The following is a 25598-nucleotide window of genomic DNA, read 5'->3' on the forward strand; positions in this document are numbered from 1 at the left end:
GCGCCGCCCTCCCGGCGCCGGGGCCCGGCCGGTCACGAGATCAGCGACTGACGTCCGATGCCCCCGTTGCGCCACCTGCCGGATCCACGGGCAGTCCTCGCGCAGCCAACGGCAGTCGCCTCGCGATCGCGGAGGCGACTGCCGTTGGCGGTGGCGTCAGGAGGAGTGGGGCTCCTGCGGCTTCGGCGGTGTCTGCTGGTGGCCGATGACGTGGGTGCGCAGGTCGTCCGCGGTCTGTGCCATATGGGCGTCCATTGCGCGGCGTGCCTGCTCCGGGTCCCCGGATTCGAGGGCCTCCAGGATGAGGGCGTGATGAGCAATGGCGTTCTCCCGAATCTGCGGGATCGCCGACGTCTCGCGGCGGCCCTCGATCAGCAGCCGTCCGAAGGGTTCGAAGAGCAGCGGGACGAAGGCGTTGCCGGTGGACCGCATCACCGTGTCGTGGAAGGCGATGTCGGCTTCGACGAACATGTCGGTGTCCTGCGCTGCGGCGGCCTTGCGCATGTCGTCCAACAGGCCGCGGAGTTCTTGATGGTCGTCCTTGGTGCTGCGGGCGGCGGCGAGTTCGACCGCGCCGATCTCGATCAGTCGTCGGGCCTCGATGAGCCGTTCGGAGATCGTGCCGCGCGAGCGAGGGGTGGCGGCCGCGGCCCGAACCATCGGTTCGAGCGCCGTCCAGCGGTCGGGCGGGTTGACGTAGGTGCCCCGGCCACGGTGGATGCGGACCACGTTCTGCGATCGCAGTACCTTCACCGCTTCCCGGACAGTGAGCCGGCTGGCCCCGTACTGCTCGGCCAGCTCGCCCTCCGGCGGCACCATGCTGCCGGGCGGGTACACCCCATCGATGATCGCGTTGAGCAGTCGCTCGGCGACCTCGTCGGACAGGGACATCGACCACTCCTTTGTCGCCCTCATGGGTCAGACGTCAGATGTTACCGGGACTCTTGCAGAAAGCCCCGGCGTTCACGCCGGGGCTGAATGCATCTCAAGGCTGCTCTGACGTGCACGTTAGAGCGGAGGGGTTATCCCCGCCGTGCCCCACCGGCAGAAGCCCGCGTCGTGGACGTGCGTGGGGTTTCGCGAGGTTGCGCTGAGCAGCAGGTCAAGGGACCCTGCCTGGATCCCGATCAACTGGGTCTGGGAGACCAATTCGAAGCGCCGCCCACAGCCGTCAACGATTGACCTTGGCGACCTCCGAGGACGCCGTCTGCTGCGGCGCGCTGCTCCCCGACAGGGGCACTTCGTAGACCAGGGACAGGATGCCTGTGTCGGGATCGCGGTCGGCATCCCCGCGCGAGCACGCGTCAGCATGCCCTCGCCCGCCGCGGCACTGTCACCCACGCGACGGGAGATCCCGCTGTCCCGTCGCACCCCGACCGGGCGCGGAGCGGTGCGTCGGTCCCGACGCACCGCTCAGAGCGGATCCCGGCTCAGCGGAACCGGGTCCGCACGGTGTCACGTGCCGTCTCGGTGCCGTGTTCCATGAGGCGTACGACGATCGTCCGGTGGCCGTTGCCGTAGGAGGACGTGGTGAGCGGGAACGACCAGTCGTCCAGGCCGTCGGCGGGCTGCCAGGCCTCCGCGTCCACGGGGGAGTTGCGGTTCACGACCTGCCATTCGACCCGGGCGTCCGGCGTGACGCGGAACGTCGTGGTGGCGACGTCCGAGGGCGTGCCGTCCCTTACCGCGCGGGCGTACAGCACATGCTCGCCCACGGCGAGCCGGCCGGCCTCGGCCTGCCAGGTGCCGCTCTCCTCGTCGAGCTGCGCGGAGACAGGCGAGGCGAACGCCTCGTCGTCCACCGACAGTTGCACCCGCCCCGTCTCCGGCCGGCCGCCGACGCCCTCCGGGTCGGTACCGAGGTCGGGGAAGGCGTACTGGCCGCCGGCGACGACGGTCTCGCCCTCGACGGCGTTCGCACCGTCAGCGGGCTCGGCGATCGTGACGCCGAACTCGAGTCCGGTCGGCGGCAGCGGCGCCGGGTCGATCGACAGCCGCGAGGCATGGCCGTCCTCGTAGCCCAGAACGGCCAACGCGGTGGTATCGGAGAGCAGTTGCACGGTCAGCTGCTCTCCGGTGAAGGCGTGCCGGGCGGTGTCGAACTCGATGGTGAATCTGGTCCAGCCGCCGGTGACCGGCTGGGTGGTGGCCTTGCCGCGTCCGATCTCCCGGTCCGTCGCAAGAAGTACGACAGTGGGGGTCACCAGCGCGGCCGGCGCGCGGGTACGGACATACAGCTCGGCCCGTACCTCCGAGCCGGAGGCGAGCGGCTCATCCAGGGTGTCGGTCGCGGGATGGGCGGCGGTCGGCAGATACGGCGCCGCGGACGACAGGGTGTCGCCGACGGTGCAGCCGTCCGCGTCGTCGTCGCGGTCGGTGCGGTCCATCGTCCGTTCGCCCGAGCAGTCCGGGCCCTGGTGCAGGTAGTAACTGAAGGCCTGTGCGGAGTACGGGCCTTGGGCCTCCTGCCGGTTCTGTGCGTCCTGCTCGTCCTGGCTGTGCTGCTGGGCCGCGAGCGTCTCGCGCAGTACAGCCAGCGAGCCGTCCAGTGACGCCACGTCGTCCAGCCCGGCCGACACCCCGGTGGGCAGCGACGCCTGGTCCTCGGTGCCGTCGCCGTCCCGGTCGTAGCCGCCCCAGAGGGTGTCCCGGATGGCACGGTCGGCGGCGAAGAAGTCGTCCTCGACGGGCCGTTCTGGCAGCAGCGCCCGACCGAGCAGCACGTCCACCGCCCTCCTCGCAGTCTCCGGCGTGGCGGCTCCGTACCCCTCGAAGAGGACGTTGCCGGCCGAGTACGGCGAGGCCAGCGGCCAGCTCGCGGAGGGCAGGTTGTCCTCGCCGAGCGGGAAGGCGTCCTTCAGGACCGCCTCGCGCAGCTCGCCCCGGGTGAGCCTGCCGTCCTCCAGGTACACGCTCTCGGGGACCGCCGAGCCCTCCGCGACCACCTGGCTGCCCTTCTGCCCTGCCCGCGGGTCGCCGATCGCGTCGCGGACCCGTTGCAGGGTCGTACCGAAGACACCTGCCGTGTAGGGAGTCGCCGCGGAGGTCCCGCTGAACTGGTCCTGGCACTGCACTCCGGTGTGGCAGGCGGACGGCAGGCTGCCGATGCCCCACGACGACAGGTGCACGGGGATCCCGTCACCGACGACGGCACGCTGGTCGTCGCGGCGCAGCGCGCCGACGGTGATGTTCCAGTCGGGTCCCGTCTGGTCGGAGTGCCAGGTGCTGACGGGGACGTCGAAGGCGTTGCCGACACCGTTTCCGGCGGCGAACAGCACCGTCTGGCCGCGTTCGACGGCCTCCTTGGTCACCTCCTCGCCGCTGAGCACCGGGCCGACCGGAGCGCCGCCTATGTAGCCGAAGGAGTGGGAAGTGATATCGATCCAGGGGTACTTGGTGGCGACGGTCTCGTCGAGTCCCTCGACCATGACGAGCAGGCAGGTCGGACAGTAGCCGTACCGGTTGCCGGCCGCGACCGAGGCGGAGCCGGTGCCGTGGCCGTGGTCGTCGAGGACCGGGTGGTCGCCGTCCACGCTCGACGAGTAAGCACCGATGATCTTCGTCCCGGGGATCCAGTGCAGCGTGCCCTCCGGGATCCGGTCACTGGTCCACAAGTCCTTGTCCTCGTCAGGCAGATAGCCCTTGCCGAGGGTGACGGGGACGGCGGGCGCGGAGGCGGGATAGCCGGGGATGTACTCCGAGGGGTGGCGGGTGAAGTTCTTCGTCAGCGCCAGGACGTCGGGGTCCGGGTAGGTGCGGGCGGAGAACTCCAGGTGGTACGGGTTGACACCGGTGTCGGCGATGCCGATGACCGTGACCGGCGGCCCGGTGGCGAGCCGGTCGGAGCTGCCCACCAGCACGGAGGTGGTCTCGCGGCGCTCCAGGCCGCCTGCGTCGGTCGCCTTCAGGGTGACCAGATGCCGTCCATCGGGGAGTTGGGGGGTGATCGTGGTGCCCGTACCGTCGTCGAAGAGCCCGTCGGCGTCGAGGTCCCAGGCCGCTTCGACGGGGTCGATGCCGCCGGTGACCGTGCCGCTGAGCCGCTGCTCGGCACCGGTCTCGAACTCGTACGGGCCTCCGGCCTTCACCTCCGGCCGCGGATCGGAGGGGCGCTGGGTGGCGACCACCCGCGCCGTCACCTCGTCGGCCACGGTGGCCCACTTGACCGCGACGACCTTCCAGGTGCCCGCGCGAGGGGAGGCGACCGAGGTCCGCTCCGGGTGGTCGCCCGACTCCGACCTCGCGATGACCTCGCCGGACGGGTCGGTGACCCGCAGGTCGTAGTCCTGGGCCGTCGTCGTCCAGGACAGCGTGACGTCCAGAGAGCGAACCCCGGATGGGACGTCGAAGGGGAACTCCACGGCCTGGCCGGTGGGGGAGACGCCCGGCGTCGGGTCCGCCTTGGTCTCGTTGAGCAGTTCGTCCGTGGTCTCTTCGGCCACGACGACCTTGACGGTGTCGCTGGTGCTACCGCCTGCGGCGTCGGTGACGGTGAGCCGCGCCTCGTACGTGCCCGCCGCCAGCCCCGTGGTGTCGAACGAGGTGCTCGCCGAGTCGGCGCCGGTGAACTTGCCGTGCTCGGCGGTCCAGGCCCAGGTGTAGGGCGCGGTGCCGCCGTAGGCGCTGCCGAGCAGCACGGCCTTCTCGCCCACGGCGACGAAGGAGCTGTCGCCCGCGTCGGCGTGCAGCGGAGCGGGGTCGGCCGGTGCGGACGGGGCTCCCGTGCGCGCCCTACCGGTCACGTCGACTGTGCCGCTGACCGGTTGTTTCACCGTGCCGTCGACGACCTGCTGACCGCCGACCGTGGTGACGGCGACATCGGATCCGTCCGCCGCGGCAGCAGCTGCGACCGGGAGGAGTGATGCGGCCAGCACGAGCGAGGTCGTGGCGGCGAGTCGTCCGAACCATGTGCGCGTCATGAGTTCTTGCCCCACTTCTGCGCGCAGCTCTTCAGGTCGGCCTTGACCCGCTGGCCGCGGTCGACGACGACGGGCACCTGCTGAAGGACCTTGCCGTCCTTCTCGCAGGACAGCGTCCAGTTCTCGATGAGGCCGCCCACCTGGTCCACGGTCGCGTCGTAGAGCGATGCGGTGAGGGTCCAGGTGGGCGCGACGGAGGCCCAGTTCTCCACCCGCAGCATGTATGTGCCCTGCTCCGGGTCGTCGAGGAGGACCCGCTCCTTTTCCCCCACGGAGCCGGTGGAGCTGCCGACCTGGGTCAGGCTGCCGTCGGCGTTCTTGCGGAAGACGTACAGGTCGAGGTCGTCGGGCGTTGCCCAGTCGAGTTTCACTTCGAGGACGTCGGCGGCCTGGTCGACGGTGAACTCCTGTTCCGTCGGCTGCGTCGGTGCCGTCGTGCCCGTGTATGTCTGTCGCTTCAGCGGCCCGGAGGAGACGACCTCGATCTGGCGGGCCTTGACGACCGGCCGGGTCGAGGGGTTGACGTGCCAGGTGTAGCTGCCGCCCTGGCCGACGGTCATGGTGGTGTCGAGGGTGTCCTTGATCGTGCCCGACCAGGTGGGCGTGGCGAACGTCTTCTTCAACCGCAGCGTGGCTCCGGCGGGCGCCTTGCCGCTGATCACGGAGTGCGACTCGGGATCGACAGCGTTCTCCAGAGCCAGCAGGAACGCCTCACGGTTGCCCTTCCCGGCGTACGCCCCGGCGCCCAGGTACTCGTCGACGACCTCCGGGAACGGCGGGTGGAACTCGTTCGGCCCGATCTCGAAGGTGTAGCCGTAGCCGCCCGTCGCGTTGTACGACCAGTCCTCGGTGGTGCCCGTGGTGTCGTACAGCTCCCAACTGTGCTGGCTCTTATAGCCGTTCTGCTCGACCATCCGGTCGCCGAGCTCCTTCAGCGCGGCCTCATCCGGCGGGTTGCCGACGGGCAGCCCGTCGGGGCCGACCGTGTCGGGCGCGACGCCGTTCGGGCGCAGCACCAGGTTGGAGAACGTGTGGTTGGTGATCAGGCCGGTCACCTGGCGGCCACTGATCAGCTCGCGGATGTTCTGCGTCTCCGGTTCGGAGAACGGCGCGGGGCCGCGGTAGGTGGCGTCGACGGGCTCCGCGGCCGCGCCCGGACCGCCCCAGAAGCCGCCGTAGTTGCGGTTGAGGTCGATGCCGGCGCCGAAGCCGCCGGGGCTGCTCGCCAGGGCGCACTCGTTCGCCAGCGGGGTCAGGCCGTCGACGATGCGGCAGTTCTTGCGCTTGTACGCGTTGCCGGGCGTGGCCAGGATCGATCCGGTGCCGCCCTCGTCGACACCGCGCAGATCGATCAACTGCCCGTCGTTGACGGACTTCTCGAAGCCGTCGACGTTCACCACGGGCACGACCAGCACGCGGGCCTTCTTCAGCAGGGCGGTGATGCGGTCGTCGGTGCCGTAGTGCTTGACCAGGTCGTGGGCGAACTCGATGGCGTGCTCGCCGGAGGGCCATTCGCGGGCGTGGTGCAGACCCATCATCAGGAAGACGGGCCGGCCGTCCTCGGCGGCCGTAACGTCGTGCGCGATCTCCACCCCATACACCGCTTTGCCCTCGAGGCTCTTGTGGTTCAGGGCGAACTTCTTCACCAGGCCCGGGCGTAGCGAGGCCAGGCGGTTGATGTCGTCGTTGTAGTCGGCGAGCCGTCGGTAGCTGTCGCGGCCGGACGGCAGCGGCGAGGTGGCGGTGGCGGCTGCATAGGCGCGGTTCGCCGCGTTGACCTCGGACTCGCGCTGGACGAGGTCGGGTATGCGGACCGTCCAACTGAGGTCGGCCACCTGCAGTGCGAGCGCGTCGGCCGGGCGGTGCAGGACGACTTCGGTGAAGTCGTGGCCGGCGTGCTCGGTCAGGTCCAGGCCGAGCGCGGCGAGCTTGTCCTTGGCGGCGCGGGTGGGGGTATCCACCGTCACCAGCTGGGGCCGGAAGTCGTCCGCCGCATCTGCGGAGGGCGCTGCGGCGACCGGCAGCAGCAGCCCGCCTGCCGCGGTGATGACCACAACGCAGGCGATTGCCACGCGTCTGCGAGATCGTGAACGTGCCTTGACCATACGAATCCTGTCAACAGGAGCTCCGCCAGGTGAAGAAGGCACGCCTTGGGCAGCCGGTTCACTGAGCGTCGCTCGATGCCCATGGGGGGAGGCGGTGGGGAAGGTACCCACTCGGTATGGCATGTACACGATACTGCGGGGAGTCCGCTGTGCAGAGCGAAGCTGCTCGCGGAAGGGCCCGAGGTCCCGCTGGGCGCAGCCCTCACCGCGGCCGCGATGGGCAGCGCGTGGATCGTCGCCGGTGCGACCAGCACGCGCGCCCGGGCGGGCACTCGCGCTGGTCGCCCTCGTCGCCTCCAGCTCCTGCAGATCCTCGTGGACGCCGGCGGCGGCAAGCTCTGCCTCGACACCCCCAAGAACACGAGCGCCGGTCGGTGCCGATCACTCGGTTCCTCGCCGAGGAGCTGAGGCACCACACGGACACCTGGACACCGGGCCGGTGACGGTGGGCCGGTCCACGCCGCCGCCCGGCTGGGCAAGGCGCCTTCAGGCTACGTGACCAGCTGCTGGCCGGGTTCGATGTCGCCGCCCCTTTTCTTCCTCGCCGCGCCCCGACATCGGCGGTACTGGCGGGTGAATGACAGTCACCGGGCGGTTCTGCGCGCGCTTGCGGCCCCCGTTGGCGATCACTACCGAAGGGTACGGCAGCGCCAGTGCCACAATCAGCGCGATCCAGCCCAGCGGCCGCGACACGTTCCACAGAGCGGTGGAGAGGATGATTGAGGCAATGCACACCGACATGGAAATGACGTACCGCCGCTGCCTGCCCCGGAAATCGTACGCCGGGCCGGCTGTGTTTCCCCTCGGCTCAGCGGGTGTGGGCTTGGCTACTTCGCGGTCGGTTGCGGACGTCGCTGCCGCCGTGGGTTGGTCGCTCAACGATGTGGTCGAAGGGGCATTTTGCTTGGTGTTGCCGAGATTGTGCTGTTGGTCGGTATTCATCTGTGTTGTTTTCCGGTTGTGGACGTAAGGGGTCGCGAGTTGCAGGCCCCATCGCGGAAGTCAGGACGTGCCCAGGTCAGCCGATGTGAGCGTCGAGCTCGTCTCGGCGCGGCGAGCTGGAGCGTGGCCGCGTCGGTGTCACCGATGGCAACGGCCTGGAGGCCGACGGGTGGTAGGGAAGCCGGTGGTGCGTCGCGTCGTCACGTGAGGTAGCGCTGGAACAGCAGCGAGACGACGACCGCTGTGATCGGCAGTGTCGAGGCCACGCTGCGCCGGACGCTGGCGCCGTCGGTCCGGTCGTCGAGGAAGCCCGCCGCGGTGCCGGTGAACGCGGTCCATGCCGCGGCGCGCAGGGTATGCAGGTCGCGCCGCGTGAGCCGGACCAGACGGTTGACCGCGAGGTAGATCACCAGGAAGGCGGGCACGCGCTCAGGAGGACCAGCGAGAGGTCCGAGCCGTTGATCGCGTGGCCGTGGCGCCGGTTGGCCGCGACCCGGTCTCCGTCGACGACGCCGAGGCCGATGGCCAGGACCCACCGCAGGACCGTGTGAGTCGGCAAGCCTTAAGACGTCGGGTGTCGCCGGTGCCCATCGCCGCGCTCCCTTCCGCGTCACTTGTCTTGTCTTCGCCCAATTTGGCACAGGGCGCGTAGCGTCGGCGTGAGGATCAGCTGTGTGCCCGCCGCGCTGGTGCCCCTCCGTGCGCGAGGGCGCCCGTCCCGGGCTCAGAGCCGCCGGAAATAGACCATCACCGGAAGTGGTGTGCACCCGAGCCTCTCGTAGAGGGCCCGGGCCGGTGCGTGGAAGGGGTCTCCTCCGGTACCGATCTCAACTACCTCGGCTCCGAGGGCCCGCATCTCTTCGAAGGCATGCTCACAGAGTGCGGTGCCCACGCGGTGTCGGCGGTGCTTGGCTGAGACAGCGAGGATCGTGACACTGCCCTTCCTGCCGACCGGGTCGACACTCCACGCCACGTAGCCCGCGATGCCGTCTTCGGCCTCGGCGACGGCGACGTATGTGTGCCGTTCGGGTGCGTGGAGCTCGGCGACCTGCTTGCGGTAGTCGTCGCGCCAGTTGCCGTGCTGGATGGCAAAGATGGCATCGCCCATCAAGGGGCGAAAGGAGTCCTCGTAGAACGGCCGGAACGTCTCGATGGTCAGTTCGGTGAGTGGTGCCAGGTCGTGCTGAGCGAACGCGCGAATGAGCATGGAAGTGTGCCTTTCGGGCTGAGGGCTTGATACCGGGCGGAACCCGGGCATCGGTCGGCCCGCTCCCGGCCTACAGGGTCGGCGGTGAGCAGGGCCCTCAGTGACGTGTACGCCAAGCGGCAAAACACTCCATGGCCCACATCGTAGTGTCCAGGGCGCATTTCGAATGCCTCGATCACAGCCACTCGTTGATGGCCGCGACGAGGACGGTCGCCCGTAGCGGCCGCGAGCTTGTCGTGCCTCGTGGCCACGGCGCGGTGCCTCTTCAGGCGGTTGATGCCGCATTCGACCACGTGCCGAGCCATGTAATCCTCCGGGTCGAACTGCGGCGGACGGCCGCCGCGGGAGCCGGGTTTCTTGCGATTGCGAGCCTGATCGGCCTTGTCTGGGATGGTGCAGCGAATGCCGCATCTGCGCAGGTAGGCACGGTTCTTACGGGAGGCGTACGCCTTATCAGCGCGGACCCGGCTCGGCCGAGTACGCGGCCTGCCCGGCCCGTGGCGGGGCACCTTGATGCGGCCCAGGACGATCTCGAACTGCGGGGAGTCCCCGCGCTGCCCGGCGGTGATCACGATGGACATGGGCTTCTGGCCCTGCTCGACGGCCAGGTGCAGCTTGGTGGTCAGTCCCCCGCGCGAGCGCCCGAGGCCGTGATCGGCCGGCTCGATGGCGACGCCGCCGGGCGGTTCCTTCTCAAGTCCCCCTCTTCCGCGCCCCGGCCGCGTGCTGGTGGGCCCGGCAGACGGTGGAATCGACGTTGATCTCCCAGGTGATCAGGTCCTTCGCATTCGCTTGGGCTTGGAGCTGGATGAAGATGCGCTGCCAAGTTCCATTGCGCTGCCAGCGGCGGAACAAGTCGTACACCGCCCCCACGGCCCATACTCCTCAGGCATGTCCCGCCATGGGATGCCGGTGCGGACCGGGAACCGTATGCCGTCGATCAGCTGCCTCCGGGTCCATGTCGGAAGTCGACCGGGCTTCTTGCCCTTCGGTAACAGCGATTCCAGCACGGCCCATTGTTTGTCGGTGAGATTTCCGCGCGCCATGAACCAAGATCACCTCATGACCAAGATCCACTTCCGACACACGCCCTTGCCCACGCGGCCGGGGCTGAGCGGAAGGGCATCCAGGAGATGCTTGACCACTCCTCGATCACCATCACGGCAGATACGTGTACACGACCGTGCCCCCGAGGCCGCCCCCGCCATCGCTGAGGCCGCAGCCCGGCTCAGTCTCAGCATGCCCAGGTTCCGTGCGTCCGTCGACCCCGACGAACTGATCGCCAACACCGACCCGGCCGAACTGGAGCCGCACCGCACGACGTACAACGCCGACCGTGGTGGGCACTTCCCGGAAGACGAGCAAGAGCAGTGACGCGCCAGGAAGTTCATCACGATCGGGTGAACTTCCCGAACCGAGGCAACCGCACAGCCCCTTCACGAGTCGTACACCTGCAATCCATGAACCATCCTCAGGGGGGCACAACATGAGCCAGCAGTACCCGCAGCAGCCCAACCAGCCCCAGCAGCCGCAGCAGCCCGGCTACGGATACCCCGGCCCCGGCTACGGCGCCCCGGCACCCCAGCCGCCGAAGAAGCGCGGCTTCGCGAAGATCGCCGGTCTCGGCTGCGCCGGCATCATTGCTCTCTTCGTCATCGTCGGCGTAGCCACGAGCGGCGGGGGTGACGACTCCACCGACAACAGCGGCAAGGACAAGGCCGTCGTCGCCGACGACAAGCCGAAGGCCGACGAAGCCAAGGACGAGCAGGCGAAGGAGCAGCCGGCGGAAGAGACCAAGACGCAGGCCGAGGAGTTCCAGGCCTGCGTCGAGAAGTCCGGCACGTCGACCGAGAAGAAGGCCGTCAAGCACGTCACGAAGGTGACCGGCGCAGACAAGCGGAACAACATCCTGGACGCGCCCGAAATCTTCACTGACTTCTCCGGCGGCCTGATGGGCCCTCACCAGGGCGAAGGGAAGCTGATCGCCTCGGCGTTCACCTCCTGCTACGAGTCCGACAACGGCCTGGTGACCGTGTACGACAAGGACGGCGAGATCCTCGCCAACGCCAACTACTAACCCGTGCTGCCGTGGCCCTGCCCACCCGTGACGGCAGGGCCACGGCCTGGCTGTAGGAAGACATGACGTTGGTGACGCCTTCTCGGAGTCGGGATGCTGGCGGCCGCTCGGGACTCCGCTGAGCTGGCGCCGGTTTCGGGCGTCTTTCCGGCGGATGTGAACTTCCATCTCCTGGAGATTGGGATTCGGGCAGTCAAGCCTTCGCCGTATCGCGCGGGCCTTCCCAGCACACCGTCCCTGACGCCTAATGGGACTTGCCGGGTCGGAGAGACTCGGTGCCGTAGCCGCCAGCAGGTGAGCACTACCGCCGCCGTCATGGTGCACCTCGGCCACTGGCGGACGATTGCCAACGGTGCTCCGCCGCACGATGCGGAGAAATATGAGGGCGACGGCATGGGTGAGTTCGAATGCGATCCGTGCGGCTGACCACTTGTGGGTTCGGCGGAGTTCTTCGATGTGCGCGATCACGTCATCGGGGGTTGCGGTGGGCTGGTGACGTGGCGCGGAGGAACGGTCGTGGAGGCCGAGTTGGCCGTGGCGACGGTAGCGATTGACCCACTTCGACGCGCAGGCGCGGGAGATGGCCATTTCGGATGCAACGTGCGCGATCGGGCGGGTTCGGCATCACTCGACGAGGCGACGGCGTCCCTCCAGGGACAGCGGTGCGTTTCGGTGAACCATGGACCTTCCGATCACGCTGGGTGGGACGCGTCCTTGTCGGCCGCTCGGAGCCTGTTGAGGTCCACGGCGTCGGCCACGGTGGTGTTGGCGTGCGCCGTGCCGCTTTGCCGATCACTGGCGGCCGATAGAGGCGGTTTGAGGATCCACGCCACGGTTCACCTCCTCGAACAATGCCGCCGCTCCGGCTGCGGTGTCCAAGGCCCACCGCCCTGTGCTCAGCAGGCCCAGGACCACGATGCCCAGACCCAGCCCAAGCACCATCCACCACACGCCGTGCTCCGCGCTGATGAATGCCGTCCCACTGCTGGGCAGGGCCGATCCCACGATCGTTCCGGAGATGGCAACGCCCAAGGCGGTTCCGGTCTGCCGGCCTGCGGAGGCCAGCGAAGTGGCCACCCCGGCCATCGAGCGGGGCATTCCGGAGACCGCTGTATTGGTGATCGGCGGGTTCACGGTGCTCAGGAAGATACCGAACAGCAGGTAGGTCGCGAGCACGGCCGGCAGTGGGGTGGCCGGTCCGAGCCAGAGCGACGCGCCGCCGCCCAGCGTCAGCGCACCCCCGGCGACCAGCAGCGGCAGCCTGGGACCGCGAGTGCCGACCAGCCGGCCGGTGAGCGGGGAGAGCACCACGACCAGCGCCCCGACGGGGAGCAGGCACAGCCCGGTCTCCAGCGCTGACAGGTCGCGTACGTCCTGCAGGTACTGGGTGGTCACGAACAGGAACGCGCCGAACCCGCACAGCGCGAAGAGCGCCATCAGGATCGCCGAACTGAACGGCACGCTGCGGAACAGGCGCAATTCCAACAGCGGGTCGACGCGGCGTAGTTCGTAGCCGAAGATGCTCAGCAGGCCGAGCGCGGCCGCGGCGAGCAGGCCCAGGATGACCGGCGAGGTCCAGCCCAGCCGCCTGGACTCGATGATCGCGAAGACGATGCTGCCCAGTACCAGGATCACCAGGGTCTGGCCCACCGGGTCGAACCGGCGTGCTCGGGTAGCGCGGGACTCGGGCACGAACAGCGCGGTGCATATGATCGCTGCGGCCACGATCGGCACGTTGATCCAGAAGATGGAGTGCCAGCCGAAGCCGTCGACCAGAGCGCCGCCGAGGATCGGGCCCAGCGCCAGCGACAGGCCAGTCATCGAGCCGAACACACCGATGGCCCGGGCCCGCTCGGTCGGGTTGGGGAACGTGGTGGCGACGATCGCCATCGCCACCGGGTTGAGCATGGTGCCGCCGACGGCCTGCAGCACCCGCGCCGCGATCAGCCAGGCGAGGCTCGGCGCCAGGCCGCACAGCAGCGAGCCGAATCCGAAGGCAGCGAGCCCGACCTGGAAGATGCGCCGACGGCCGACCCGGTCGGCGGTGGACCCGGCCAGCACGAGGAAGCCGGCCAGCACCAGGGTGTACGCGTCGACCGTCCACTGCAGGCCGGACACCGAGGCATGCAGATCGCGGCGAATCGAGGGCAGCGCGACGTTGACGATGGAGATGTCCATCACCACGACAATCACGCTGGCGCAGCAGACCGCGAGCACTAAGAGTCGGCGGCGTCGGCTGAGTTCGGACATGTGGGTTTGTCCCATCGCAAGGCACTGCTGACGATCGGCAGTGAGGGGTTAGCGGCAACTGACCACGAATCTAGGATTTAGAGCGTGGTCGAGGTCAATCCGCAGCCGGATTCCGGGCACCCTCGCTCCGATCCGCAGGCGGGCCTGAGCATCGGCGAGGCCGCCCGCCGCACCGGAGTCAGCGTGCATACCCTGCGCTACACGAACGTGTCGGCTTGGTCGTCACCCCCGTCGACCGCACCCACGGCGGTCGACGCCCCGCTACCAACTCGACCTTGAGTGGATCACCATCTGCACCAGACTGCGGGCAACCGGCATGCCCATCAGGGGCATCCGCCGCTACGCCGAGCTCGTCGCGGCAGGCCAAGGCAACGAAGAAGGGCGATTGGGAGGTCCGTTCACCGCCAGGACGACTGGGACGGCCCTGTTTCGCTATGTGATGACGGTTCCATCATGGCCATGCGGCTGCTGCCCGAACTGCCCCGGAAACGCCGCCGCTCCCGCAGCCTCTGAAAGCAATCGACAGTAGGCAGTGGGCCTGGCGGCTGGCTGAATGGTGCCCCTGCGGATACCCGCCGAGCTGTTGCCAGGGGCACTTCGTACCACAGTCATCACATGTGACGGCTCGATGGCCAGGAGTGGTGAATGCGGGACAGGGGGCGCCGGTGGCAGCTCGTGGTGCCGACCGGCGGGGACGCGCTGCGGCAGGAGCACCCACCACCATCCACGCCCGGCGTCAGCGTCCGGTGGCGGTGCGGGCGCTGGTCAGGGCGGCGAGCGGGTCGGAGTGGGCGGGGGCGCAGGGCCACCAGTCGGTGTGGCCCGCGAGGGTTTCGCGGGCGTAAGGGTGCCAGCGGCCGTCGGGTCCGTGGCGAAGCTGGATGCCCTCGGCGTCCAGGGTCAGGCGGTTGCGCCAGGTCCTGACCGGCACCGGCTCGTCGGACTCGGCGAGCACGGTGCGGGCGGCGGCGAGCGCGGCCGGGTCGGGGGTGAGCGGTGTACGAGCGGTGGTGACGCCGGGGACGCCGCCGTGCCGGGCGGCGCGGACCAGGCGGGCGAAGCCGGCGGCGTCGCTTCCCGTGCTGGTGACCAGGCGGTGGAACCACTTCTCGCTCGCGCCCGCGGCGGCGATGCGCACGGCGTCGTCGGCGGCGTCGAGGTGCAGGGTGAGAGCGTGGCCGTCGGCGAGGCCGCGGGCACGCTGCGCGGTGTCGCGCATCAGGGCTGTGAGGTCGGGGAGGGTGACGGGGCCGGTGCGGGGCGGTTCGGCGGTGAGGGGAGCGGGCTGCGGGTCCGGGGAGTGCTCCGGGCCGTCGGTGTGCGGGGACGCAGCGGTGTCAGGGGAGCCGGGTGCCTCCTGCGAGGGCGGGGTGAAGGTGCCGTCCCAGGCGGTGAAGGCGTCGCGGGCGGGGACGCCGTACGGGGCGGGAGTGCCAGTGTCCTCGGGGGAGGGCGCCTCGGCTGTGGAGGCGGCGCGGCGGCGGGCGCGCAGCGCGGCGAGGACGCTGTCGCGGTCGCGACCGCGGAGGGTGAACAGCAGGAACGGGTCCTCGTCGATGTGGGTGGCGGTTGCGTAGCACACGGCGGCGGCGTGCTTGCAGGGGTAGCCCCAGTCGGGGCAGGAGCACTCCGGGTCGAGTTCGTGCGGCCGGGGGAGGAGCGGTACGCCGGCGGAGGCGGCGTCGGCGACGAGGTCCTCGGGCATCTCGCCGTCGAGCAGGGCGGCGGTGTGTCCGGCCCGGGCGGCGACGGCGTCGAGCAGGGTGTCCCACTGGGCGTCGGTGAGGACGGGGACGTGGACGGCGGCGTCGTACGGCCAGGGGGTGCTGCCCTCGACCTCGGCCTTGAGCACGCCGGGCAGGCAGGTGACGGGGTGGACCATGCCCTTGCGGGCGTAGGTGCGGCCGCGGGAGAGGCGGGCGGAGTCGAGGGTGGAGGTCTCCAGGGCGTCGATCCATGCCTGGCCCCACCAGGTGGCGGCGAAGGCGCGGGCGCCGCGGCGCGGGGCCTTGTGCGCGGGGGTCACAGGTCTTCTCCCTCGGCGGTGGCGGACAGCGCGACGAGTTCGGCGAGGTCGGCGTCGGACAGTTCGGTCAGGGCGGCCTCGCCGGAGGCGACGACCTGCTCGGCCAACGCCCGCTTGGCGCCGAGCAGGCGGGCCACCTTCTCCTCGACGGTGCCCTGGGCGGTGAGCCGGTGGACCTGGACTGGGCGGTCCTGGCCGATGCGGTAGGCGCGGTCGGTGGCCTGGTCCTCGACGGCCGGGTTCCACCAGCGGTCGTAGTGGATCACGTGGGTGGCGCGGGTGAGGTTGAGGCCGGTGCCCGCGGCCTTCAGCGACAGCAGGAAGACGGGCACATCGCCGCGCTGGAAGGCGGTGACCATCTCCTCGCGTCGCCCGACCTCGGTGCCGCCGTGCAGATAGAGGGCGCGGACGCCACGGTCGGCGAGGTGGGCCTGAATGAGCCTGCCCATCTGCGTGTACTGGGTGAACAGCAGCGCGGACTCGCCTTCGGCGACGACGGTGTCGAGGAGCTCGTCGAGGAGCCGGAGCTTGCCGGAGCGGCCCGGCAGCGGGCCCGGCTGGCGCAGGTACTGGGCGGGATGGTTGCAGATCTGTTTCAGGGCGGTGAGGAGTTTGAGGACGAGGCCGCGGCGGGCGATGCCGTCCGCCTTCTCGATCCTCTCCATGGTCTCGCGGACCTGAGCCTCGTACAGCGCGGCCTGCTCGCGGGTGAGCGGGACAGGGTGGTCGGTGGTCGTCTTGGGCGGCAGCTCCGGGGCGATGCCCGGGTCGGACTTGCGGCGGCGCAGCAGGAAGGGGCGGGTGAGGCGGGTGAGCCGATCGGCGGCGCGGCGCCCGTCCTCGGCGGCCTCCTCGTCGCCGTCCGTGTCGAGGGCGCCGCGTTCGATCGCCCTGGCGTAGCTGTCGCGGAAGGCGGTGAGGGTGCCGAGCAGGCCCGGGGTGGTCCAGTCGAGCAGCGCCCACAGCTCGGAGAGGTTGTTCTCCACGGGCGTGCCGGTCAGCGCCACCCGGGCCCGGGCGGGCAGGGCGCGCAGTCGGCGGGCGGTGGTGGCGTACGGGTTCTTGACGTGCTGGGCCTCGTCGGCGGCGACCAGCGACCACTTGATCCCGGCGAGCCGCTCGGCGTCGCGGCGCAGCACGCCATAGGTGACCAGGACGAGTTCGCCGCCGGTGAGGTGGTCCAGGGTGCGCTCGCCGCCGTGGTAACGCCGCACAGCGAGGGCGGGGGCGAAGCGGGCGGCCTCGCGCTCCCAGTTGCCGAGCAGCGAGGCGGGGCAGACCACCAGGGTGGGGCCCGCGGTGTCGGTGTGCTGCTGCCGGTGCAGGTGCAGGGCGAGCAGGGTGACGGTCTTGCCGAGGCCCATGTCGTCGGCGAGGACACCGCCGAGCCCGAGACGGGTCACGTCGGCGAGCCAGGCCAGTCCCCGCTTCTGGTAGTCACGCAGGGTGGCGGTCAACCCCCGTGGTACGGCGACCGGTTCGCGTTTCTCGGGTTCGCGCAGCCGGGCGACGAGTGCGCCGAATGCGCCCGCGGCGCTCACCTCGATCCGCTCGCCGTCCCGCTCGATCTCGCCGGTGAGGGCGGCCTGCAGCGCGTCCAGGGGCGTAAGGCCGCGCTCCTGGCGGCGGCGCAGCCGGGCCAGCAGTTTCGGGTCGGCGACCACCCACTGGTCGCGCAGTTTCACCAAGGGACGGCGCGCTTCGGCGAGCTGGTCGATCTCGGCCTCGGTGAGCCGCTCGCCGTTCAGGGACACCTGCCAGGAGAAGTCCAGCAGGGCGTCCTTGCCGAGGAGGGTGTTCACGGTGGCGCCGGGAGCGGTGGCCGCCCCGATCTCGGTCCGTGCCTCGAGGGCCTTGACCAGGTCCTTCGGCCAGTGCACGCGCAGCCCCGCGTCGTGCAGCAGGCGCGCGGCCTCGTCGAGGAGCTGGGTGAGCTCCTGGTCGGACAGGCGCAGCCGGGCGGGCGCGGTCTCGGCGAGCAGCCGGGCCAGCGGGGGCCACGCCCTGGCGCCGCGGCGCAGCGCGAGCAGCGTCTCGGCCTCGGCGCGCGGGCCGAACAGGCGGGCGGTGCGCTCCGGGTCGGCCCACAGCTCGGCGGCGTCGACGACGAGGGACGGGTCGGCGGCGCTGTGCAGTTGGAGGGCGGCGTGGAAGGCGCGCTGCCGCCCAGCGGGAGGTTCCACCCGCAGCGAGACGTTCACCAGCGCGGAGCGCTCCGCCTCCACCTGGGCGGCCCACTCGGCGAGCTCGGGGTGCGGGCTCGGGGCGCGGTCGGCGTACGGGTTGCCGGGGGCGGCCAGCGGTGCGGCCGGGGTGCGCGGCAGGGTGTCGGCGAGCGCGTCCGCGAACTCCCGTACCAGGGCCCCGGGTTCGGCGATCCGCACCGGGCGGCTGCCGGGCACGGGCAGGTTGTGGGCGTACGGCGGCAGAGCGGCGGCCAGGCTGTCCAGCGTCCGCTTGCCGTGCGCGCCGAGGGGGCCCAGCCGCCACACGGGACGGCCTTCCTCGGTGAGCGCGGGCTGCAGGCGGCCCTCGCCGATCAGCCGCAAGGCGGCGCGGGCGACGGCGGCCCAGGCGTGCAGCGAGGGATGCGCGCCCTGCACGGGCAAGTCCAGCAGGAGCGCGAGCGCGGTGCCGGGGGCGAGCCCGTACGCCTCGGCCTGTCTGGCCCGTACGCCCTTGCCGTGCGGCAGTACGAGACTCAGCGGCAGCTCGTCCACGGCGGGCGGCGCGGCGGCGGGCGCGCGCAGCGCACTGTCCGGCAGCCGGTACAGGGCGAGCCGGCCCAGCCGGTGAGCCTGCCCGGCCGGCGCAGGCACGAACACCGCCGCCCAGCCGCCGGCCGCGGGCTCCACGGCCCAGGCGGCGGCCTCCCGGTCGGCCAGCGGCGGCGCCGGCAGCGCAGTACGCGCCCGCTGCCCGGGCACGGCGATCCTCACGTGGCGCTCCTCGCCTTGAACGCAGCCTTGCGCAGCCGCTTGGCCAGCTGCTTGTCCTCGTGTACGAGGCTGTCGGCGACGGCGGTCAGCACGGCCTCGCCGTGCGGGTGCCCGGCCCGCCACAGGTCGTCCGCCAGCTCTGCCACCTGCTCGCCGCACCCGCGGCCCGCCCCGGGCCCCTGCTCCAGGCGGGCGCGCACCGCCTCGGGGCCGCCGTCCGCGTACGCGTACAGGCCGTCCAGACACATCCACTCCCGGCCGTAGGCGTCCTGCCCCTCGGCGGGGTCGCCGATCCGCCGCAGCCAGGAGGCGGCGGTGTGCGCGCACCCGGGCACACCGGAGGCGGCGGCCTTGCGCAGCACCGCACGCACCCGGCGCCGCTGGTCCGGCTCCGTGTCCTCGGGGCTATCGGACTCCCCGGGGCGCTGGGCGGGCAGCAGGTGCTCCAGGACGAGCGGGGCCATGAGCCGCCGCAGCGCGTCGGCCCCCTCCGTGCCGCCGCAAGCGTCGACGAGCTGCACCGCCGCGTCGGCGGGGGTGCGGGCGGCCAGCCAGCCGACCACCTCCGCCCGTACCTCCTCCGCGGAGCGGTACGTGGCCAGCGCGGCCAGCAGCTCGGCCGCCTCCGCCCGCTCCATGCGCCCCACCACCGGGGCCATCACCCCAGCCTCGACCAGCAGCCGGCGCAGCCCGGCGCGGCCCAGCGGGGTGAGGCGGAAGCGGCCCGGCGCGGGCGCGGACAGGCCGATCAGCAGCCAGTCGCCGTCCTGTTCGTCGCCGGGCGGGGAGTCCTCGGGCCGGTACTCGGCGGCCCCGAACCGCACCAGCAGCTCTGCCGCCTCCTCCCACTGAACCATGTACAGCGCGCTCAGCAGTTCTCCGGCCGCGTCGTCGGGCAGATCGTCCAGGGCCTCGTCGAAGAAGGCGGAGGCATCCGCCCATTCGCCCTCGGGCAGCCCGTAGCAGTGCAGCAGCAGGCCGAACCCGACCGGCGGGGCCTGGGCAAGCAGCTCGTCGAGCCCGGACATCAGGCGCAGCATCCCGACCGGCTCCGGCAGTTCGGCGAAGACGTCGGCGACCGTCCCGGCCAGCGTCTCCTGCCACGCCGCCAGCACAGCGGCGTCGTCCTGCTCGTCCGGCAGGGCATCACCGGAGGACGCCTTTTTGCCGTCGCCGCTCACCTCCACGAACCCGGCGAGCAGCGCCCACTCCCACGGATCCCGTACGGGCTCCATGTCGGCGGCGCTGCGGATCCCGGCCAGCCGCCGCCGGCGTTCCGCCGCGTCCCCCCACTCGTCCGGTGCGGCACGCCACAGCTCGGCCTCCTCCACGGCCTGCCGGGCGAGCTTCGGCCGCAGCACCCCCTTCGGGGTGAGCTCCCGCCCCGCGCCGCACCAGTGCCCGAGCCGCACCGCCGCCATGAAGTGCTCGGCGCCGCGCACCTGCCGGGCCAGCTCGGCGTCGTCGGGCAGCCGGATCGCCGGGGCCACGCGTGAGTCCGGGTCCAGGGCCTCGGTGATCAGGTCCCCGAGCTCGGCCCCGTCCTCGTCGGGCAGCGGGTGCCACTCGCCGCAGGAGGGGCACGGGAACCGGCCGTCCTGTTCCCCGGCCGCACTCACGCCGTCCACCGTGACCAGCGGCAGCCGCTCCAGCGCCCCGCTCAGCTCCGCCACGTCCAGGCGCGCGGGGTCGAACCCGGTGGTGAACATGCGGGCGAGTACGTAGTCGGCGTGGCTGTCGTACTCCGGCTCACCGTCTTCCTCGGTGACCGGTTCGGGCCGCTCGCCCGCCTCGTACCGCTCCAGCAGTTCCTGAAGCGCCCAGACGCCGCCGACGTCCTCGCAGTCCGGTAGCGCCCGCCGCCCGCCCGTGCACACCGCGTACCCGGCCTCGTCCGGTCCGGCCGGGCGGACCTCCTCGACGGTGATCCGGTGCTCCCAGTCGTCCCCGAGGTCGTACGTGTACGACAGCCGCCCCCCGGCTCGCGGCAGCACGTCCGCCAGTGCCACGCCGTCCTCGTCGTCCCACCCGGAGTCGAGGGCGCCGCCGAGCGGGTCGCGGTGCGGACCCCACGCCGCGTGCCGCCCGTCCTCGAAGGCGTGCAGGTGCATGCCGTCCCATCCGAACAGCACCTGGATCACTTCGTGCAGGCCTCCCAGGGAGAGCCGCGAGGGCACCCGCACCCGCCGCCACACCGGTGGACGCAGCCCTCGCAGTTCGATCTTCAGCTGGTGGACGGTGGGCCTCTCAGAAACCTCAGTGCTCGGCATGCGCCGGGATCTTCCCTTGCTCAGGATGTGCACGTCACCACGCCTCGACGAGCGGGCGCTGTGCGCCAATGGCTGATCCGCACCATTCTGGCATCCGTGCAGGAGGGCACGTCCGGGTTGGAGGAGATTCGCCGGAAGAGGTTGACGGGACCGCGTTCATGTCGGTGGAACATGCGCGAACCGCGTGCGGGTGGAGACCAGGAGATGCCACAGTCACGGCATGCGCAGCGTCGACGGAGCGACACAGGAGGGTGACCCGGCACGGCCGGGGGTGGGTAGCACGGAGGGATCCGTGGCCGAGGTGGCGCGGCGGCGATGGGGTGTCGCGCCCCGATCGGGATGGTCGCCGCGCTGGACGTGCCACGGTTCGGTCCCGGCTGGGCGACCATCTGCCCGACCACCTGCTCGCCGAGGCCGTCCAGGAACGGCTGTCCACCGTCGAGGAGGCGGAACGGTGGTGGGCGGGAACCTTCGCCGCGCATCAGGGAGATGTGGGCGGCGAACCGCTGCGCGAGGCGGCGCGGTTTCTCACGACGGCGGGCTGTCTGCGCTCCACCGCCGACGACAGCCGCTGGGAAACGAGTCCGCTGGGCAGGCTGACCAGCCGCTTCATGGTCGACGCCACCCTCGCCGACGAACTGGCCACAGCGGTGCGGGAGGCCCTCGTGCCCGAAGACGCCTTCACCGCCGAGCGGTTGCTGGCGGCTCTGCTCAGCACCCGCCTTCCGGCGCTCGAACAGGCGCCGTTCACCGACCGGGCCCGCGCGGCGCTGCGCGAGACTTATTCAATATGCCGCCACGGCAGTCGAACCCAGGCCAAGGGCGCGCACCTTCCCCTGCGGCGTCGCGGGTCTTTCTGGAAGCTTCGGCGCCGACTGCCCCGGCGCCCGGCCGGTGTGGCAGCTTGGCGGGTATGCCGAAGAGTCGTGGCCGCCGCAAGTCCTCGTCGAAGAAGCCCGTGCGTCGTTCCCCGGCGCCCTTGCGCCTGTCCGACCGGATGATGCGTGATGCCCGCCGGATGACCTCGGCTCACCGAACGAGGCGTCGCAGGGCGCGTCTCCCAGCTGCACCGCGCCGGCCCCGCGGCCGGCATCCTGGCCACCGACGCCATCTCGAAAGGCACAAGCTGGGTGAGTTCGCCGAGATGGCCCGGCGCGAAGGGGCCTTCGGCCACCCGGACGGCACGGGTGATCGCAGACTGTCCGCACAGCAGAGCCTCCGGTCCTTGTGAACGGCTTGTCCTGGTCGACTGCCAGTTCTACCGGGGCTCCGCTGCGCACGGCCGACGAAACCGCCGCTCACGACGCCCTGGCCCCGGCCGACCCGTAACTTCACGGCCTCGGCGCTAGCCCGCCGGGCCGCGACCGGACGTCGCCCCGAGCCGGGGCCCGGCGGTGACGGACTCGCCCTCCGCGTCGACGTGCGGCAGTACCCGGTCCAGCCACCTCGGTGTCCACCACGCCGCCCTGCCGAGCAGGGTCATCGCGGCCGGCACGAGCAGGAGGCGGACGATGGTGGCGTCGATGAGCACACTCGCGGCGAGCCCCAGGCCCAGCATCTTGACCACGATGTTGTCGCTGATGATGAAGGCGGCGAAGACGCTGACCATGATGAGCGCCGCGCATGTGATCACCCGCGCCGTGATCTCCAGGGCGTGCGCGACGCTCGCCTTCGGATCGCCGGTGCGCAACCAGGCCTCGTGGACCCGGGACAGCAGGAAGATCTCATAGTCCATGCTGAGCCCGAAGACGATGGCGAACATCATCATCGGCACGTAGCTCTCGACGGGCACCTTCCCCGAGACGCCCAGCGCCGGCCCGCCCCAGCCCCATTGGAACACCGCCACCACGACACCGTACGAAGCGGCGATCGACAGCACGTTCAACACGGCCGCCTTGATCGCCACGAGCACACCGCGAAAGACGATGAGGATCACAAGGAGGGCGAGGCCGACAACGACGGCGATGATCAGCGGCAGCCTGCTGGAGACGATGTTCAGGAAGTCCACCTGCGCTGCGGTCGTCCCCGTCACATAGGTGCGGGCGTCGGTGCCGGACACCGCCTGCGGCAGGACGTCGTCGACGAGGCGATTGACGAGCGCCGTGGTCCTCTCGTCCTGGGGGGCGGCGACGGAATAGGCGGTCGCGATCAGCACATCGCCGTCCGACGTTGGCTTCAGCGGCGTGATCACCGCCGCGTCGGGGACGCCGGTCAGCGCGCCCTGCACTCTGGAGGCCAACGATGACCGGTCGGTCTCGGGGACGTCCGTCTGGTCGATCACCAGGGTGAGCGGTCCGTTCGCCCCCGGCCCGAAGGCCGAGGACATCAGGTCGAAGGCGCGCCGGTCGGTGAACGACCTGGGATCCGCCCCGTCGCCGATGTGCCCCAGCTGGATGAACGGCGCGGGCACCGCGAGGACGGCCAGCGCGATGACCCCGGAGATCAGGAACCACCACGGCCGGCGCTCCACCCGCTGGGCGTAGCGGTGCCAGGTGCCGTGCGCCGCCTCGCCGGGCGAGGCGTCCTTCTCGGCGACCGGCCGCCGTACGCGGAGCCGGTCGATCCGCCGCCCGGCCAGGCCCAGCAACGCCGGTACGAGGGTGAGGGCGCCCAGGACGGCGGTGACCACGGTGACGGCCGCGGCCAGACCGAGCTTGCCGATGAAGCCGATGCCCGACACCCACAGCCCGGACAGGGCGATGATCACTGTGCAGCCGGACACCAGCACGGCCCGGCCGCTGGTGGCCGTGGCGAGCCCGGCTGCCGTCGGCACGTCCCGCCCGTCCATGAGGTTCTGGCGGTGCCGGGTGATCATGAAGAGGGCGTAGTCGATGCCGACACCCAGACCGATCATCGTCGCGAGGGTCGGCGAGACGGTGGCGAACGTGAAGGCCGCCGCCAGAAGACCCAGCAGAGCGAGCCCGCAGATCACCGCGATCAGCGCGGTCACCAGCGGCATCACCGCGGCCATGACGCTGCCGAAGCCCATCAGGAGGACCAGCACCGCCACTCCGAAGCCGATGGCCTCACTGGTGCGGTCGTCCGGCTCGGGTCGTGCCAGTTCACCCAGCGGACCGCCGTACTCCACGACGACGTCGGCCGCGCGCACCGGTTCGACCGCCCTGTCGACCCGGTCCAGGTAGGACGAGCCCAAAGTGGACGGCTGCACGTCGAACCGCACGGTGATGTACGCCGTCCTTCCGTCCGACGACAGCGGGCCGACATTGACGGCACCCTGCGCGGGTGGCGGCGTACCGGGTGCGGGCAGCGGGTTCTGCGCACTGAGCACATGCGGCAGCTGCTGGAGGTTGCTCACCGCCGTGCCGATCGACCCGCTCACCTCGGTGAGCGGCTCCGACGGGTCGTGGAGGACGATCTGGGCGCCGTAGCCGCCCGCGGTCGGCTCGTGCGCCCTGAGGACGTCGAGTCCCTCCTGGGACTGGGACCCGGGCAGGGTGAAGTCGTCGGAGTAGGCGCCTCCCTGTGTCCGGTCCAGTACCTGCAGGCCCGCCAGAGCTGCCAGCCACAGGACGATGACGGTGACGCAGTGGCGGGCGCACCACGCGCCGATGTGCTGGAGCGCACCCGGGGGCCGCTGAGCCTCGGGCCGTCTCGGCGGCGGGCCGGCCTGAGGCTGTGGCGATGACATGCGCCCTCCCGTTGCCCGGCCCGGCGCGGCGGGGGCATGCGCGCGGACACGACGACTCGCGCCGCCCTGCGGGGCGGGCGGCGTACCCGATGACCGCCAGTCAAGGCCGCTGAGAGCCGTCCGGCACGCCCGGCGCGGCCCGACGGGTGACACTCCATGCCCGGACCGCCCCGCATGCAGGGCGCCGTACCCGGTCGTAGCGCGAGGTGACGGGCGAGCTCGCGAAGGGAACGCCATGCGCCGTTACCCACCGATCGCCGACCACGGGCTCATCGGGACCTGCGCACCGCCGCGCTGATCTCATCGGACGGGATGCTCGACTGGTTGTGCGCCCCCCGCTTCGACTCGCCCAGCGTGTTCGCGGCCCTGCTCGACCACGACCGAGGCGGCCACTTCGCCATCACCCCCGAGGCGGACGGCGCGACGATCCGTCAGCTCTACCTCGCCGACACCGCATCCTGGGCAACGCCTCGGCGGCGAACGCAACTGGGATTACCGCTACACATGGGTACGAGACGCCTCCCTGTCCGTCAAGGCGCTGCTGGAGCTCGGGTACGAGGAGGAGGCGGACGCGTTCCGGCGCTGGCTGGGCGCCCGCGTCGCGACGGGCACGACCCTGAACGGCGAGCCGCTCCCAGATCATGTACCGGGTGGACGGCGACCCCCGCCTCACCGAGGAGGTGGTCGCCGACACCCTCGAAGCGCACGCGGACGCGGCGGAACTGGACAGCCAGCGGCGCTTGGGGGTGGACAAGGCGGTCTGCTACCTGCGGGCCAAGCTCCCCTACCTCGGCTATGACATCGTGCTGGCGGAGGGCTGGCCGATCGCGACAGGCGTGATCGAGGGGGCGTGCCGGCACCTGGTGAAGGACCGGATGGACATCACCGGTGCCCGCTGGGGCCTGGCCGGGGCCGAGGCCGTCCTCAGGCTCCGCACGGTGATCAGCAACGGCGACTTCGAGGAGTACTGGAAGTATCACGCGCAGCGCGAGCACCTGCGGGTTCACGCCATCCGCTATCGCGACAGCCTCGCATTCGCGGCGTGATCACTGAGCCTTTCCCAGTAAGCGCCCGTCGCTCGCTGTGATCGCGATGTTGGCGCTGCGGGCCTGTGGCATCCCCAAGTCCGGGCAGGCGTAAGGCCCCTGGTATTGCGTCCTGAACATGGAAGGAAGTTGGTTGTAGGGCAGCTTCTGAAAGTGGTGCTTTGCGGA

The 25598-nt window shown here is 71.0% G+C and carries 16 protein-coding genes and 3 pseudogenes; 5 read left to right on the top strand and 14 right to left on the bottom strand.

What is annotated here, in order from left to right; all coding sequences use genetic code 11:
- Positions 1-156 precede the first annotated feature (156 nt).
- From H8R17_RS22885 to H8R17_RS22920, 8 genes and pseudogenes are all read right to left on the bottom strand, one after another.
- Positions 157-891: a FadR/GntR family transcriptional regulator gene (locus H8R17_RS22885; protein ID WP_187825083.1), complete on the bottom strand. Its 735-nt coding sequence runs from the start codon at positions 889-891 to the stop codon at positions 157-159.
- Between the two features lie 539 nt (positions 892-1430).
- Positions 1431-4919, bottom strand: a complete 3489-nt coding sequence (locus H8R17_RS22890; protein WP_187825084.1) for a S8 family serine peptidase — start codon at positions 4917-4919, stop codon at positions 1431-1433.
- Positions 4916-6991, bottom strand: coding sequence for a M14 family zinc carboxypeptidase (locus tag H8R17_RS22895; RefSeq protein WP_316959499.1), 2076 nt, complete (start codon positions 6989-6991; stop codon positions 4916-4918). Before H8R17_RS22895 ends, H8R17_RS22890 begins: the two co-directional genes overlap by 4 nt.
- A 519-nt stretch (positions 6992-7510) precedes the next feature.
- A complete protein-coding gene (locus H8R17_RS22900) occupies positions 7511-7966 on the bottom strand; it encodes a DUF3099 domain-containing protein (RefSeq protein ID WP_187825086.1) in 456 nt (151 codons plus the stop codon).
- A gap of 200 nt (positions 7967-8166) precedes the next feature.
- Positions 8167-8391 carry a hypothetical protein gene (locus tag H8R17_RS22905; protein ID WP_187825087.1) on the bottom strand — a complete coding sequence of 75 codons (225 nt, stop codon included), beginning with the start codon at positions 8389-8391 and terminating at the stop codon, positions 8167-8169.
- Positions 8373-8525 carry a hypothetical protein gene (locus tag H8R17_RS22910; protein WP_187825088.1) on the bottom strand — a complete coding sequence of 51 codons (153 nt, stop codon included), beginning with the start codon at positions 8523-8525 and terminating at the stop codon, positions 8373-8375. The genes H8R17_RS22905 and H8R17_RS22910 overlap by 19 nt, the downstream gene beginning before the upstream one ends.
- A 165-nt stretch (positions 8526-8690) precedes the next feature.
- Positions 8691-9224 carry a GNAT family N-acetyltransferase gene (locus tag H8R17_RS22915; RefSeq protein ID WP_262505431.1) on the bottom strand — a complete coding sequence of 178 codons (534 nt, stop codon included), beginning with the start codon at positions 9222-9224 and terminating at the stop codon, positions 8691-8693.
- A 124-nt stretch (positions 9225-9348) separates the two neighbouring features.
- Positions 9349-10219 (bottom strand): annotated as a pseudogene (locus H8R17_RS22920) (IS5 family transposase).
- A gap of 193 nt (positions 10220-10412) precedes the next feature.
- Here H8R17_RS22920 and H8R17_RS47205 point away from each other — a divergent pair.
- Together H8R17_RS47205 and H8R17_RS22925 are read left to right on the top strand one after the other, a co-directional pair.
- Complete coding sequence (locus tag H8R17_RS47205; RefSeq protein WP_262505432.1) at positions 10413-10547, top strand: hypothetical protein; 135 nt, start codon at positions 10413-10415, stop codon at positions 10545-10547.
- Positions 10548-10659: 112 nt separating this feature from the next.
- Positions 10660-11250, top strand: a complete 591-nt coding sequence (locus H8R17_RS22925; protein WP_187825090.1) for a hypothetical protein — start codon at positions 10660-10662, stop codon at positions 11248-11250.
- 357 nt (positions 11251-11607) lie between these two features.
- Here H8R17_RS22925 and H8R17_RS22930 read toward each other — a convergent pair.
- Both H8R17_RS22930 and H8R17_RS22935 read right to left on the bottom strand, forming a co-directional pair.
- Positions 11608-11931: pseudogene (locus H8R17_RS22930) on the bottom strand (helix-turn-helix domain-containing protein); the annotation flags it as partial.
- A 111-nt stretch (positions 11932-12042) separates the two neighbouring features.
- The gene (locus H8R17_RS22935) at positions 12043-13515 is read right to left on the bottom strand and encodes an MFS transporter (protein WP_316959500.1); all 1473 of its coding nucleotides are present in this window, start codon (positions 13513-13515) and stop codon (positions 12043-12045) included.
- A gap of 69 nt (positions 13516-13584) precedes the next feature.
- On the opposite strand from H8R17_RS22935, the gene H8R17_RS49390 reads away from it, so the two are divergent.
- A complete protein-coding gene (locus H8R17_RS49390) occupies positions 13585-13779 on the top strand; it encodes a MerR family DNA-binding transcriptional regulator (RefSeq protein WP_399477126.1) in 195 nt (64 codons plus the stop codon).
- A 457-nt stretch (positions 13780-14236) separates the two neighbouring features.
- Here the strand turns inward: H8R17_RS49390 and H8R17_RS22940 are convergent, their stop codons facing one another.
- The 3 genes from H8R17_RS22940 to H8R17_RS22950 are packed head-to-tail and all read right to left on the bottom strand — an operon-like array spanning position 14237 to position 20735.
- Entirely contained in the window at positions 14237-15526 is a 1290-nt protein-coding gene (locus H8R17_RS22940) for an SWIM zinc finger family protein (RefSeq protein WP_316959501.1), read from the bottom strand.
- Positions 15523-18465, bottom strand: a complete 2943-nt coding sequence (locus H8R17_RS22945; RefSeq protein WP_316959502.1) for a DEAD/DEAH box helicase — start codon at positions 18463-18465, stop codon at positions 15523-15525. The genes H8R17_RS22940 and H8R17_RS22945 overlap by 4 nt, the downstream gene beginning before the upstream one ends.
- The gene (locus tag H8R17_RS22950; protein ID WP_187825092.1) at positions 18462-20735 is read right to left on the bottom strand and encodes a plasmid pRiA4b ORF-3 family protein; all 2274 of its coding nucleotides are present in this window, start codon (positions 20733-20735) and stop codon (positions 18462-18464) included. Before H8R17_RS22950 ends, H8R17_RS22945 begins: the two co-directional genes overlap by 4 nt.
- A 320-nt stretch (positions 20736-21055) precedes the next feature.
- Here H8R17_RS22950 and H8R17_RS47215 point away from each other — a divergent pair, with 320 nt between their 5' ends.
- On the top strand, positions 21056-21736 hold the full coding sequence (locus H8R17_RS47215; protein ID WP_262505434.1) for a hypothetical protein: 681 nt from the start codon (positions 21056-21058) through the stop codon (positions 21734-21736).
- A 344-nt stretch (positions 21737-22080) separates the two neighbouring features.
- On the opposite strand, the gene H8R17_RS22960 is transcribed toward H8R17_RS47215, so the two are convergent.
- Complete coding sequence (locus H8R17_RS22960) at positions 22081-24384, bottom strand: MMPL family transporter (protein WP_187825093.1); 2304 nt, start codon at positions 24382-24384, stop codon at positions 22081-22083.
- Between the two features lie 235 nt (positions 24385-24619).
- Between H8R17_RS22960 and H8R17_RS22965 the strand changes: the two are divergent.
- Positions 24620-25070: pseudogene (locus tag H8R17_RS22965) on the top strand (trehalase-like domain-containing protein); the annotation flags it as partial.
- Between the last annotated feature and the right edge of the window lie 528 nt (positions 25071-25598).

Origin of the sequence: Streptomyces sp. TRM68367 (assembly GCF_014495685.1) — a bacterium.
Taxonomy (GTDB): domain Bacteria; phylum Actinomycetota; class Actinomycetes; order Streptomycetales; family Streptomycetaceae; genus Streptomyces.

Coding starts and splice junctions, on each gene's coding strand:
- H8R17_RS22885 (WP_187825083.1), bottom strand. CDS start 891: ATGTCCCTGTCCGACGAGGTCGCCGAGCGACTGCTCAACGCGATCATC.
- H8R17_RS22925 (WP_187825090.1), top strand. CDS start 10,660: ATGAGCCAGCAGTACCCGCAGCAGCCCAACCAGCCCCAGCAGCCGCAG.
- H8R17_RS22960 (WP_187825093.1), bottom strand. CDS start 24,384: ATGTCATCGCCACAGCCTCAGGCCGGCCCGCCGCCGAGACGGCCCGAG.
- H8R17_RS22900 (WP_187825086.1), bottom strand. CDS start 7,966: ATGAATACCGACCAACAGCACAATCTCGGCAACACCAAGCAAAATGCC.
- H8R17_RS47205 (WP_262505432.1), top strand. CDS start 10,413: ATGCCCAGGTTCCGTGCGTCCGTCGACCCCGACGAACTGATCGCCAAC.
- H8R17_RS22890 (WP_187825084.1), bottom strand. CDS start 4,919: ATGACGCGCACATGGTTCGGACGACTCGCCGCCACGACCTCGCTCGTG.
- H8R17_RS22935 (WP_316959500.1), bottom strand. CDS start 13,515: ATGGGACAAACCCACATGTCCGAACTCAGCCGACGCCGCCGACTCTTA.
- H8R17_RS22915 (WP_262505431.1), bottom strand. CDS start 9,224: ATGCCCGGGTTCCGCCCGGTATCAAGCCCTCAGCCCGAAAGGCACACT.
- H8R17_RS22950 (WP_187825092.1), bottom strand. CDS start 20,735: ATGCCGAGCACTGAGGTTTCTGAGAGGCCCACCGTCCACCAGCTGAAG.